General features: G+C 25.5%; 10 protein-coding genes and 2 pseudogenes. 8 read left to right on the top strand and 4 right to left on the bottom strand.

Going from position 1 to position 13,553, the window contains the following annotated elements; all coding sequences use genetic code 11:
* Position 1 precedes the first annotated feature (1 nt).
* From D9V64_RS03275 to D9V64_RS01890, 7 genes and pseudogenes are all read left to right on the top strand, one after another.
* Positions 2–139 (top strand): annotated as a pseudogene (locus D9V64_RS03275) (translation initiation factor IF-2 N-terminal domain-containing protein); the annotation flags it as partial.
* Positions 140–184: 45 nt separating this feature from the next.
* Positions 185–2,566, top strand: a pseudogene (gene infB, locus D9V64_RS01915) (translation initiation factor IF-2); the annotation flags it as partial.
* A gap of 58 nt (positions 2,567–2,624) precedes the next feature.
* Complete coding sequence (gene rbfA / locus D9V64_RS01910; protein ID WP_158366779.1) at positions 2,625–2,996, top strand: 30S ribosome-binding factor RbfA; 372 nt, start codon at positions 2,625–2,627, stop codon at positions 2,994–2,996.
* Positions 2,997–3,007: 11 nt separating this feature from the next.
* Positions 3,008–3,928, top strand: a complete 921-nt coding sequence (gene truB, locus D9V64_RS01905) for a tRNA pseudouridine(55) synthase TruB (protein WP_158366778.1) — start codon at positions 3,008–3,010, stop codon at positions 3,926–3,928.
* A 97-nt stretch (positions 3,929–4,025) separates the two neighbouring features.
* Positions 4,026–4,295: a 30S ribosomal protein S15 gene (gene rpsO / locus D9V64_RS01900; protein ID WP_158366776.1), complete on the top strand. Its 270-nt coding sequence runs from the start codon at positions 4,026–4,028 to the stop codon at positions 4,293–4,295.
* A 233-nt stretch (positions 4,296–4,528) separates the two neighbouring features.
* On the top strand, positions 4,529–6,652 hold the full coding sequence (gene pnp / locus D9V64_RS01895) for a polyribonucleotide nucleotidyltransferase (protein ID WP_158366773.1): 2,124 nt from the start codon (positions 4,529–4,531) through the stop codon (positions 6,650–6,652).
* Between the two features lie 361 nt (positions 6,653–7,013).
* Positions 7,014–8,813 carry a DEAD/DEAH family ATP-dependent RNA helicase gene (locus D9V64_RS01890; RefSeq protein ID WP_158366771.1) on the top strand — a complete coding sequence of 600 codons (1,800 nt, stop codon included), beginning with the start codon at positions 7,014–7,016 and terminating at the stop codon, positions 8,811–8,813.
* A gap of 60 nt (positions 8,814–8,873) precedes the next feature.
* Here D9V64_RS01890 and D9V64_RS01885 read toward each other — a convergent pair whose 3' ends face one another.
* From D9V64_RS01885 to argF, 4 genes are all read right to left on the bottom strand, one after another.
* Entirely contained in the window at positions 8,874–9,257 is a 384-nt protein-coding gene (locus D9V64_RS01885) for a Rid family detoxifying hydrolase (protein ID WP_158366769.1), read from the bottom strand.
* A gap of 25 nt (positions 9,258–9,282) precedes the next feature.
* Positions 9,283–9,741, bottom strand: coding sequence for an aspartate carbamoyltransferase regulatory subunit (gene pyrI, locus D9V64_RS01880; protein WP_158366767.1), 459 nt, complete (start codon positions 9,739–9,741; stop codon positions 9,283–9,285).
* Positions 9,742–9,751: 10 nt separating this feature from the next.
* The gene (gene pyrB, locus D9V64_RS01875; RefSeq protein ID WP_158366765.1) at positions 9,752–10,684 is read right to left on the bottom strand and encodes an aspartate carbamoyltransferase; all 933 of its coding nucleotides are present in this window, start codon (positions 10,682–10,684) and stop codon (positions 9,752–9,754) included.
* 82 nt (positions 10,685–10,766) lie between these two features.
* On the bottom strand, positions 10,767–11,783 hold the full coding sequence (gene argF, locus D9V64_RS01870) for an ornithine carbamoyltransferase (protein ID WP_158366763.1): 1,017 nt from the start codon (positions 11,781–11,783) through the stop codon (positions 10,767–10,769).
* A gap of 212 nt (positions 11,784–11,995) precedes the next feature.
* Here argF and D9V64_RS01865 point away from each other — a divergent pair, with 212 nt between their 5' ends.
* On the top strand, positions 11,996–13,483 hold the full coding sequence (locus D9V64_RS01865; protein WP_158366761.1) for a leucyl aminopeptidase: 1,488 nt from the start codon (positions 11,996–11,998) through the stop codon (positions 13,481–13,483).
* The last annotated feature ends 70 nt before the right edge of the window (positions 13,484–13,553 follow it).

The following is a 13,553-nucleotide window of genomic DNA, read 5'->3' as shown; positions in this document are numbered from 1 at the left end:
TATGATTAATATGAGTTTAAAGATTTTATCTGATGAGATTAAAATATCAGTAAAAAAATTAATAAAAAATTTTTCTGAAATTGGTATTTCAAAAAATGAAAATGATTTGATTAATTCTTCAGAAAAAAAAGTTTTATTAAAACATTTAAGAAAGAAAGAAAATATTTCTGAAAATACGTTTATTTTACAAAGAAAAACTCGTAGTACTTTAAATGTTGCTTTAGCTGGAGGTAAAAATAAATCTGTTCAAGTAGAAGTTCGAAAAAAAAGAACATATACTAAAAATATTTTATCAGAAAATTCATCTTTATTAAAAAATAAAATATTATCTCAAAATAAAGAAAAAAATTTTACAGAAAGTCTTAATATTATAAAAAAAAATCAATCTGATAAAAATCCTATAAATAAATTAAATCAATTTAAAAATATTGATATTTTGAAAAACAACGAAAATAATAAAATTGTAAAAAAAAATGTAGTTTTAAATAAATATCCTTCAAATACAAAAAAAACAATAAAAGAAAATTTAGAAAACAAAAAATTTAAAGAAGAAAAAAAAGATTATCGTTTAAATACATTTTTTCATACTCGAAGTATAGAAAATGATGAAAATCACATTGAAATTGAAAAAAATAAACGAAATTACAATCGAAACCTAAAAAATTATCGTCAAAAGAAAAATAATAGACAGAATATTAATATAAAAAATAAAAAAGAAGAAATTCGAATTTCCAAAAACAAAAAAAATGTTAAACAAATAAAAAAATCCGTTTTATTACAACAAGTTTTTAAAAAACCAGAATCTTTTATTAATAGAGATATAATTATTAGTAATTCTATCACAGTATCTGATTTAGCTAATAAGATGGCGGTTAAAAGTTCTGAAGTTATTAAAACAATGATGAATATTGGTATAATAGCTACAATTAATCATATTTTAGACCAAGAAACTGCTCAATTAGTAGCAGAAGAAATGGGTCACAAAGTAACTTTATATAAGGAAAATGAATTAGAAGAATCAATAATGAAGGATCGTGATTTAGGTAATTGTACTTCTTTTATAAGGTCTCCAGTAGTTACAATTATGGGACATGTGGATCATGGAAAGACATCATTATTGGATTATATTCGTTCTACTAAAATAGCTTCTAATGAAGCAGGTGGTATTACTCAAAATATTGGTGCTTATCATGTTAAAACAGACTCAGGATCGATTACTTTTTTAGATACTCCAGGTCATTCTGCTTTTACTGGAATGCGTTCTCGTGGTGTTAAAATAACTGATATTGTTGTATTAGTAGTTGCAGCTGATGATGGCGTAAAACCGCAAACAATTGAAGCTATTCAACATGCTAAAGAAGCTAATGTTCCCATTATTGTAGCTATTAATAAAATAGATAAAATAGATTCTGATATAGATAAAATTAAAAATGATTTAACAAAACATAATATTATTTCAGAAGAATGGGGTGGTGAAAATATATTTGTTTATATATCGGCAAAAACTGGAAAAGGTATAGATACACTATTAAATGCAATTTTATTACAATCAGAAATGTTAGAATTGAAAGCAATATCTACAGGAATGGCAGAAGGTGTTGTAATAGAATCGTTTCTTGATAAAGGAAGAGGGCCAATAGCAACTGTATTAGTTCAAAAAGGAAATTTAAGAAAAGGAGATGTAATATTGTGTGGATTAGAATACGGTCGTATTAAATCATTGCGTAATGAAACTGGAAAATTACTAAAAAATGCAGGACCATCTATACCTGTTGAAGTTTTAGGTTTATCTAAAGTTCCTTCTGCTGGTGATAAAGTAACTGTAGTTCGTGATGAAAAAAAAGCCAAAGAAGTTGCATGTTATCGAAAAAATAAGTCACGTGAATTAAAATTATCAAATCAAAATAGATCTAGTCTAGAAAATATGTTTGATAATATTAAAAAATCAAATTTTTCAGAATTAAAAGTAATCATAAAATCAGATGTTCAAGGTTCTTTAGAAGCTATTTCTGGGGCTTTATTAAAGTTATCAACTAATGAAGTAAAAATTAATATAATAAGTTTAGGTATAGGTGGTATTACAGAGACAGATGCTTCATTAGCATTAGCATCTAATGCCATTATTTTAGGTTTTAATGTTCGAGCAGATATAGCTGCTAAAAAAATAATTGATTCAGAACGTTTAGATCTTCGCTATTATTCTGTTATTTATGATTTGATTGATGAAGTAAAATATGCTATGGCAGGACTTTTATCCCCTGAATATCAACAAAATATTATTGGATTAGCAGAAGTAAGGAATACATTTAAATCACCTAAGTTTGGATTAATTGCAGGATGTATGGTAATTACTGGAATTATTAAAAAAAGCAATCCAATTCGTGTACTAAGAGATAATATAGTAATATATGAAGGTGAATTAGAATCTTTACGTCGTTTTAAAGAAGATGTAAATGAAGTAAGAAATGGAATGGAATGTGGTATTGGAATAAAAAATTATAATAATATTAAAATCGGAGATAATTTAGAGGTTTTTGAAATGAAGGAGGTAAAAAGAATATTATAAATTAACGTTTATAAATAAATTTATGTTTATAAAATATATAAAACATTGGTAATAAAATATGGAAAAATCATTTAGTCGATGCTCTCAAATAGCTCAAGAATTACAAAAAAACATTGCAATTATTATTCAATGTTTTCTTAAAGATCCACGTTTTAAAATAATTATAACAATATCTGAAGTTATTTTATCTAAAGATTTATCTCATGCTCAAGTATTTATTAGTTTTTTAAAATCAAATAATGATTTAAGTAAAAAAACACTATTAATTTTATTAAATAAAGCATCTGGTTATATTCGAAAAATATTATGTAAAAAAGTAAAATTAAGAATTATACCAAATATTGTTTTTTATTATGATAATTCTTTTTCACAAGGTAATAAAATTTCTTTATTATTGAATAAATTAAAGCAAGGTAATGTCATAGAATAAAGGATAGTTAAATGCCTTTTTATAAAACACGTAATATTAATGGATTTTTATTAATAGATAAACCTATGGGAATTTCTTCTAATAATACTTTACAAAAAGTAAAAAGTATTTTCAATGCAAAAAAAGCTGGATATATTGGAACTTTAGATCCTCTAGCTACAGGAATGTTGCCAATTTGCTTTGGAGAAAGTACAAAGTTTTCTTGTTATTTAAATAATTCAGATAAAAAATACAATGTTATTGCTAAATTAGGTGAAAAAACATCTACATTTGACTCTGATGGTGTGGTTATAAAAAAAAGAACAGTTTCATTTACACGTATTCAGTTAAATCAATCTTTAAAAGAATTAACTGGTTTGATTAATCAAATCCCTTCAATGTATTCAGCTATAAAGTATAAAGGTGTTCCACTATATAAATATGCAAGAAAGGGTGTGAATATTCAACGGGATGTAAGACATATTAAAATATATAAATTAATTCTTATTGCACATATAAATAATTTCATTGAATTAAATGTACATTGTTCAAAAGGAACGTATATTAGATCATTAATTGATGATTTAGGAGAAAAATTAGGTTGTGGTGCACATGTTATTTCACTGCGTCGAATACAAGTAGGATTATTTTCTTATTCTAAATTGGTTACAATACCTTATTTAAAAGAACTATTAAATAAAAAAAATATTAAACAATTAAATAATTTATTAATGCCAGTTGACACGCCTGTTTATTTTTTACCAAAAGTGTATCTTTCTGAAAATCAATCTTTGAGTTTTAAATTAGGACAAATAATTCATTTTAAATCTTACATTAAAAATAGTTTAGTACGTGTTTTAAAAAAAGAAAAAAAATTATTTCTTGGATTAGGAAAAATTAATACTGAAGAAACATTAATTCCATATCGATTAATTTCTATGTGTACTAATTAAGTTATTTTCTATTAAATTTAAGAGTAGCGTGATATTATTTTTAAATAATTTTACTAAAATATTAGTTTAATATAATTAAAAATATATGAGGTATTAAATGTCTCTTAGTATAACAACCACAAAAGAAAAAATTATAAAATATGGGAAAAATAATAAAGATAGCGGAATTACTGAAGTTCAAGTTGCATTATTAACACATCAAATTAATCATCTGCAATTACATTTTTCTCAGCATAAAAAAGATCATTCAAGTCGTAGAGGCTTGTTAAATATGGTTTCTAAACGTCGTAAGTTGTTAAATTATCTTAAGAAAAAAGATATATCTCGTTATAACATATTAATTGAAAATCTAAATTTAAGACGGTAAATAATTTTTTATATCATAAAATTATGATAATATTTTGATTTTTTTTTGGATGTATTTTTTATAAAGGGCTTGATTGGCCCTTTTTTTACAATCTTATTAAAATATTTTATTAATAAAGGAGTAAAATTAATTTATTATTAAATAAATATTTAACTAATAATTTATATATAATTTTTATTTTAAAAATTAATTAATAATTAACAAAAAACTCATTTTATATTAAGGGTATTATTTTGCTGAATCCTATTGTACGAAAATTTCAATATGGCCAACATACAATTACATTAGAAACAGGTATCATGGCAAGACAAGCAACAGCAGCAGTAATGGCTAGTATGGATGACACTGCTGTTTTTGTTACTGTTGTTGCAGATAAAACAATTCATCCTGGCCAAAAATTTTTTCCTCTAACAGTAAATTATCAAGAAAGAACCTATGCTGTAGGTCGAATACCTGGAGGTTTTTTTAGAAGAGAAGGTCGCCCAAATGAAAGTGAAATATTAACTGCTCGGTTAATTGATAGACCAATTCGCCCTTTATTTCCTAAGGGATTTTTTAATGAAGTGCAAATAATTGCCACAGTAGTATCAGTTAATCCACAAATAAATCCTGATGTTATTTCCATCATTGGCGCTTCAGCAGCTTTAAGTTTATCTGGTATTCCATTTTATGGCCCAGTAGGAGCTGCTCGAGTAGGTCTAATTAACAATCAATATGTTTTAAATCCTACAACTGAAGATATGAAATCTAGTTTTTTAGATTTAGTTATATCAGGTACTCAAAATGCTGTACTTATGGTAGAAGCGGAATCTAAAATATTAAGTGAAGAAAAAGTTCTTGGGGCAATTATCTTTGGACATCAACAACAACAAGTAGTCATTAATAATATTCGTTCATTATCAAATGAAGCTAGTAAATTACCTTGGACCATATCTTATCCTGAAATAAATACTAATTTAGAATCTAGACTTATTAAGTTAATTGAAAAAGATATAAGCAATGCTTATTTGATTTTTAACAAACAAGAAAGATATGAAAAATTAAACTTTCTTAAAGACTATGTAATAAAATTAATTTTAGGTGAAAATCCAAGTATTGATATAAGTGAAATTGATGAAATTTTTCAAAAAATTGAAAAAAATATTGTACGTCAACGTATATTAAATAATGAGTACCGTATTGATGGTAGAGAAAAAGATATGATTCGTGCATTAGATATTAGAACAGGTGTTTTACCCCGTACCCATGGTTCTGCTTTATTTACTCGCGGTGAAACACAATCTTTAGTTTCTGTAACGTTAGGAACATCTAGAGATGCACAAAATTTAGATGAATTGTTAGGTGATAAAACAGATAACTTTTTATTTCATTACAATTTTCCACCCTATTCTGTTGGAGAAATTGGTATAGTTGGTTCACCTAAAAGAAGAGAAATTGGACATGGTCGTCTTGCTAAAAGAAGTCTTTTAGCAGTAATGCCTAAAATTGATCAGTTTCCATATACTATTAGGATTGTTTCTGAAATAACTGAATCAAATGGTTCTTCATCTATGGCTTCTGTATGTGGTGCATCTTTGGCTTTAATGGATGCAGGAGTGCCAATTAAATCTGCAGTAGCGGGAATATCCATGGGTTTAGTAAAAGAAGGTGATCATTATGTATTACTTTCAGATATTTTAGGCGATGAAGATCATTTAGGAGATATGGATTTTAAAGTTTCTGGAACTAAAGAAGGTATTACAGCTTTACAAATGGATATAAAAATAGAAGGAATTACTAATGAAATTATGCATATTGCTTTAAACAAAGCTAAAGCTGCTAGATTACATATTTTAAATGTGATGCAAAAAGCACTAAGTAAACCTAGAAATGAAATTTCTGAATTTGCACCTAGAATTCATACAATTAAAATTAATCCTGAAAAAATTAAAGACGTAATAGGAAAAGGAGGATCTGTTATTCGAATGTTAACTGAGGAAACAGGAACTATAATTGAAATTGAAGATGATGGGACAGTAAAAATATCTGCTACAATTGGAGAAAAAGCAAAAAATGCAATTCGTAGAATTGAAGAAATCACGGCTGAAATAGAAGTAGGACGCATTTATTCAGGGAAAGTAACTCGAATTGTTGATTTTGGTGCTTTCATTACAATAGGATTTGGTAAAGAAGGATTAGTGCATATTTCTCAAATTGCCGATAAAAGAGTAGAAAAGGTTTCAGATCATTTAAAATTAGATCAAATTATTCCTGTGAAAGTATTAGAAATAGATCGACAAGGTCGATTAAGATTAAGTATTAAAGAAGTAAAAGATTCTATTATATCTAATAAATCTATAAATAATATTTATATCTGATATAATTATTTAGAATTAATTATTTTTAATAAAAAAAAATTTTATTTGTAAAACAACATAAATTTATATTTTTAAAAAAATATTATATATTAAATATAATATATAAGTAATAATGTTATTATTCATTTTACTTAATTTTTCTTCTCTAATAATTAAATACTTTATTTTTTAAATTTTTAATTATTGTCTAATGTTGTATTTTATCAATCATTAAGCAATAAATATCATTTATTTAGTATTATATTTATTAGATTATTTAATTGGAGCCGGTTCACACTTTTCAATGAGAATAAATAATATATATATTTTCATAATGAGCTATGTAGACTGGCCACTGTAACTTAAAAGGCATATCTATTGCATGACTCATACTGAAAAAACATTTTCTTTTCTTGGTTTAAATTCGTTTATTATTCAATCTTTAGATGAAATGGGATATGTTAAACCATCTCCTATTCAATTAGCATGTATTCCATTACTTTTAAAAGGTAAAGACGTATTGGGTATGGCTCAGACTGGTAGTGGTAAAACAGCTGCTTTTTCATTACCGTTATTACATAATTTAAAAGTTACTTTAAAAGCACCTCAAATTTTAGTACTAGCTCCTACAAGAGAGCTAGCTGTACAAGTTGCTGAGGCTTTTTCAGTATTTTCTAAATATATAGTAGGCATACATGTATTACCTTTATATGGAGGTCAAAGATACGAGTTACAATTACGTGCATTAAAACAAGGACCTCAAATTGTTGTAGGAACTCCAGGACGTTTATTAGATCATTTAAAAAGAGGTACTCTAAATCTTTCAAATTTACATGCTTTAGTTTTAGATGAAGCCGATGAAATGTTAAGAATGGGTTTTATAGAAGATGTAGAAACGATTATGTCAAAAATACCAAAAGAACATCAAACTGCTTTATTTTCAGCTACAATGCCAGAAGCAATAAGACGTATTTCCAAAAGATTTATGAAAGATCCTAAAGAAATAAAAATTAAATCTAATATAACTACACGTCCAGATATTAAACAAAGTTATTGGATGGTATATGGTAGAAAAACTGATGCTTTGATCCGTTTTTTAGAAGTAGAAGAATTTTCTGCTACAATCATTTTTGTAAAAACAAAAAACGCTACCTTAGAAGTATCTGAAGCTTTAGAAAAACATGGATATAATAGTGCAGCATTAAATGGAGATATGAATCAAGCCCTACGAGAACAAACATTAGAACGTTTGAAAAATGGTAGATTAGATATTTTAATTGCTACAGATGTAGCTGCTAGAGGTTTAGATGTTGATCGAATTAGCTTTGTAATTAATTATGATATTCCAATGGACTCTGAATCTTATGTACATCGTATTGGACGTACTGGAAGAGCTGGAAGAGCTGGTAGAGCATTATTATTTGTTGAAAATCGTGAACGTCGACTATTACGTAATATTGAGCGAACAATTAATCAATCGATTCCAGAAATTCAATTACCTAAAATTGAGTTATTATGTGAAAAACGTATTCAGAAATTTGCAAAAAAAGTTCAACAACAACTCGAAAGTAAAGATTTAGATGAATATATAGCTTTATTAGATAAATTATATTCCTCTGACGATTTAGATATAAAAACTTTTGCAGCAGCTTTATTAAAAATGGCTCAGGGAGGTCGTCCTTTAATTATTAAAAAAGATTTATTAAAACGTCCTACTAGAGAATCTTTTTATAAAGATGATCGAAGACGTGAAGAAAATCGAAATAATCGTAATCGTCGTGATAGAAAAGATATAAAAGAGATAGATTTATATCGCATTGAAGTTGGTCGTAATGATGGTATTGAAGTACGTCATATAGTTGGTGCTATTGCAAATGAAGGGAATATAAATAGTCGTAGCATTGGAAATATAAAATTATTTTCTTCTTATTCTATTATTGAATTACCTAAAGGTTTATCTAAAGAATTATTACTACATCTGACAAAAACTAGAATTTTAAATAAACCAATAAATATCAAATTGTTACGAGATACTAGAAATTATCAAAATAAATTATATAATCGATCTATTTTAAATAAAGATATAAATACTAATCGTCGTTTTTCTGAAAATCGTTTTAATAAATCTTATTCTAGTAAAAATGAAGTTAAACCATCTTTTTTCCGTCGTAAAAATGTGTAATTTTTTATGCCGCTTTGCGGCATATTGAATATTTATAAGTGATTTAAATAAATTTAATTTTTATTTTTTATATGCAATGGCTTCCATTTCAATTTGTACATTTTTTGGTAGTGCTTGTACTTCTACACAAGATCTTGTAGGAAAATATGCTTTGTTTGTAAAAAAAAATTTTTCATATATTTGATTAATTATTTGAATTTTTTTTAAATCTACAGTAAAAATAGTTATTTTAATGATATCGGTTACTTCATAGTTTGCTTTTTTAAGGATGTATTTTATGTTTTTTAATACTGTATATGTTTGATCATCAATATTTTCTGGTATTTTACCAGATTTTACATCAATAGGAATTTGACCTGATGTAATTAAAAAATTGTCAAATTGTATAGCTTGTGAATATGGTCCAATAGGTTTTGGGGCATTTTTTGTATCAATAATTTTCATATAACACCATTATTTAATTGAATTTTTATGATAATACTATGTTTTTAGAAAATTCTTTTTCGCAATATTTGCATTTTAAATTCATGTTATTATTTGGTTTTTTAATAAAAATAAAGCTAGAATTTATACAGTTATTATGACTAATACAATTACCATTTGGACAAATTAAAATACGATCTATTTTTCTTGGTAATGTTGGAAATATTTTACCAACTAAATTATATTCATCAATGTAGTTAACTGTAGCACAAGGTGAATAAATTGCTAATTGATTAATTTGATCCCCACTTAAGAAAGTATTTTCAATTTTTATAATATCTTTTTTACCTAATTTTTTCGAAGGCAAATTTAAACCAATCGTAATTCGTTTTTCTGTTTCTGTAAATCTAAATAAAGATAATAGTTTAAAACCGATTTGAGAAGGAATATGATCGATTACACTACCACACTTTATAGCTTCTACTTGAAGTTTATTTATTTGCATATTTTTCTTATTAGAAATGATTTTCTATTAATACTAATGATAGTATTGCTTGACGCGCATAAATACCATTTGCTGCTTGTTTAAAATACCAAGCATAAGGAGTATAGTCAACATCATGATCAATTTCATCTATGCGAGGAAGAGGATGTAGTATTTTTAAATTACTACGTGCATTTTTTAAACTTTTAGTAGATAATATAAATTTTGATTTAGCATTTGCATATTCAGTAGATTCAAGTCTTTCTTTTTGAACACGTGTCATATAAAGAATATCAATTTCAGAAATAACTTCTTCTATATGTTGACATCTTCTATAGCTAATCCCCCTTTCTAAAAGCATATTATTAATATAATTAGGCATTGTTAATACATCAGGTGAAATAAAAAAAAATTTGTTTTTTTTATATTTAGCTAACGCTTGTGTTAAAGAATGTACAGTTCTACCATATTTTAAATCTCCAACCATTGCAATATTTAAATTATTTAGTCGATTTTGCGTTTCTTGAATAGTAAATAAATCTAAAAGTGTTTGAGTTGGGTGTTGATTTGATCCATCTCCAGCATTAAATATAGGTACATTATTAGAAAATTCTGCAGCTAAACGTGCAGACCCTTCTTGTGGATGTCGAATAATAATAGCATCTACATATGAACTAATTACTGAAATAGTATCTGCTAATGTTTCTCCTTTTTTGGATAAAGAGATATTATTTCCATCAGAAAAACCTATTATTGAAGCACCTAGTCGATAAATTGCTGTTTCAAAAGACAAACGTGTACGAGTCGATGCTTCAAAAAAACAACTAGCAATAATTTTATTTTTTAATAAATCAGGTGCTGATTTTTTTTTTAGAATAGCAGATTTTTTTAATACTAGTTCTAATTCATCACGTTTAAGATCGTTTATTGAAATTATATTTTTTTTATATAAAGAGTTTCTCAACTTCTAAATTCCTTAACTATAGATAAAAAGTAATTAGCGTTATTTTGTATACAAAGATGAGAAACAGTTAATAAATATTTTTTTAAAAATTTATTGTCTTAATAAGAGTAGCTATAAGAATAGCTTTTATAGTATGTAATCTATTTTCTGCTTGTTCAAAAATAATTTTTTCATTTTTTTGAAATATACTATCTGTAATTTCTATTCCATTTGTTAAATTATATTTTTTTAATATTGATTTTACTATATTATTTTTTTTGTCATGTAGTGCAGGAAGACAATGTAATACTTTTACAGAAGGATTGTTAGTCATATTAATTATATTTTCATTAACTTGATAGTTTTTTAACAATTCTATTTTTTCTTTCCATGTTTGTTCTGGTTCTCCCATAGAAACCCAAATATCAGTATAAATAAAATCTACATTTTTTACTCCATTTTGAATATTCTCAGTACATGTTATTTGTGTTTTATTTTTTCTAGCTTTTTCTTGGCACGTATTTAAAATATTTTTTTCAGGCCAATATTGCTTAGGAGAAATTAAACGTAGATCTATTCCTAAAATAGATGCAGCTTCTATTAAAGTATTTGCTATATTATTATGAGAATCACCAATATATGCACACTTTATTTCATAAAATTTCTTTTTTGGATAAACTTCTTTCATTGTTAATAAATCTGCAATTATTTGTGTTGGATGAAATTTTTCAGTTAATCCATTCCATACAGGTACGTTTGAATATTTTGCTAAAATTTCTATTATTTCATGATTATGGCCTCTATATTCAATCCCATCATATAGACGACTCAGAACTTTTGCTGTATCTTCAATTGATTCTTTTGTTCCAAGATGAGTACTACCTGGTCCAAGATAAGTTACATGAGCACCTTGATCAAATGCCGCAACTTCAAATGAGCACCTTGTACGAGTTGATTCTTTTTCAAAAATTAATGCAATATTTTTTCTTTTCAATAATTGGGTTTCTTGATTATTTTTTTTTATTTTTTTTAGTTTTTGAGATAATATGATAATATTTTCTAATTCTATATTAGAAAAATCTAATAATCTTAAAAAATCACGTTGATAAAAATAATTCATCATTTTATTTCTCTTTAAATTAGTTGTAAATTTGAAAAATTTATCTATATGAATATATAAAACAAAATTAAAAATAAATATAATTAGAATTTAAGATTTTAATAATATTATAGTATATGATATTTTTGTTATGTTTAATTTTTTTATTTCTTTTCATTTGAAGTTAATAATATATAACAATTTTTAAAAAAATAAAATTATAGAGATACGTTATGAAATTTTTTATAAAAAATTTTTTTTTACCTCAAGAAAAAACAGATTGTTTGATTATTGGTATTTTTAAATATTTTGAATTAACGATTTCTGCTGATATTTTAAATAAGTATAGTAATGGTTATATTCATTCATTAATGAGTAAAGGAGACATTGATGGAGACATAGGAAGTAATTTATTATTATATGATGTTCCAAATATTATATCTAAGAGAATATTATTAGTAGGATGTGGGGAAAAAAAACATTTTAGTTTATGTTCTATTGAACAAATCATTAAAAGTAGTATTAAAATATTAAATAAATCATCTATTCATAATGTTGTTTTTTCTTTAACTGAATTAAATATCTGTAATGATAGTTTATACTGGTTTTTTCGTAAAATAATTGGTTCTATTAAGAAAGAAATTTTTAATATAAATACATTTTTGAAAAAAGATATATATTTAAATACTATTTCATTTAATATTACAGATGAAAAATTTATTTCATTAGCTGAAAAAGGTCTAAAACATTCTTTAGCGATTGATTTAGGTCTTACTGCAGCAAAAAAATTAAGCAATTTGCCTCCTAATATTTGTAATCCACTATATTTATCTTTGAAAGCAAAAAAATTGTCTAAAAAATATAAAGATAATATTAGTGTAACATCTATCGATATGAATGAAATGGAAAATTTAGGTATGAATGCTTATTTAGCTGTAGGTAATGGATCTAAAAACAAACCGTATATGTCTGTTATCCAATATTCTGGATTTAACGCTATCAATAAAAAACCTATTGTATTAATAGGAAAAGGATTAACATTTGATTCCGGAGGAATTTCTATCAAACCATCAAAAAATATGCATGAAATGAAATATGATATGTGTGGTGCAGCTTCTGTTTATGGAATTTTAATTGTAGCTGCTGAATTAAATTTACCTTTAAATATTATAGGAATTCTGGCTGGATGTGAAAATATGCCTGGAGGTCATTCTTTTAGACCTGGAGATGTTTTACATACTATGTCGGGAAAAACAGTAGAAGTTTTGAATACTGATGCTGAAGGTCGTTTGGTTTTATGCGATGTTTTAACATATGTAGAACGTTTTTCACCTGATATAGTTATTGATATTGCTACTTTAACTGGAGCTTGTGTTGTTGCATTAGGTCATTATGTGACTGGTTTATTTTCAAATAATGAAGATTTAGTTAACGATTTGGAAAAAGCTGCTGTACAAACAGACGATAAGATTTGGCAATTACCCTTGTTTAAGGAATATGAAAAAGATATAAACTCAAATATTGCTAATTTTTCAAATGTTGGGAATAACGGAGCAGGAGCGATAACAGCTGCTTGTTTTTTATCAAAATTTTCAAAAAAATATCACTGGGCTCATTTAGATATTGCTGGAACTGCTTGGGAATCTGGTATAAATAAAGGATCTACAGGACGTCCTGTTGAGCTTTTATGTCAATTTTTATTAAATAAATCAAAATATTAAATGTTAATTAATATTTAAATATTTTACATTCAATTTTCAATATTAGCTTTTTAAACAAAAATGATTAAAT

The sequence above is a fragment of the Buchnera aphidicola (Aphis nerii) genome (assembly GCF_005083105.1).
Classification (GTDB): domain Bacteria; phylum Pseudomonadota; class Gammaproteobacteria; order Enterobacterales; family Enterobacteriaceae; genus Buchnera; species Buchnera aphidicola_AS.
This window is presented reverse-complemented; position numbering and strand designations above follow the sequence as displayed.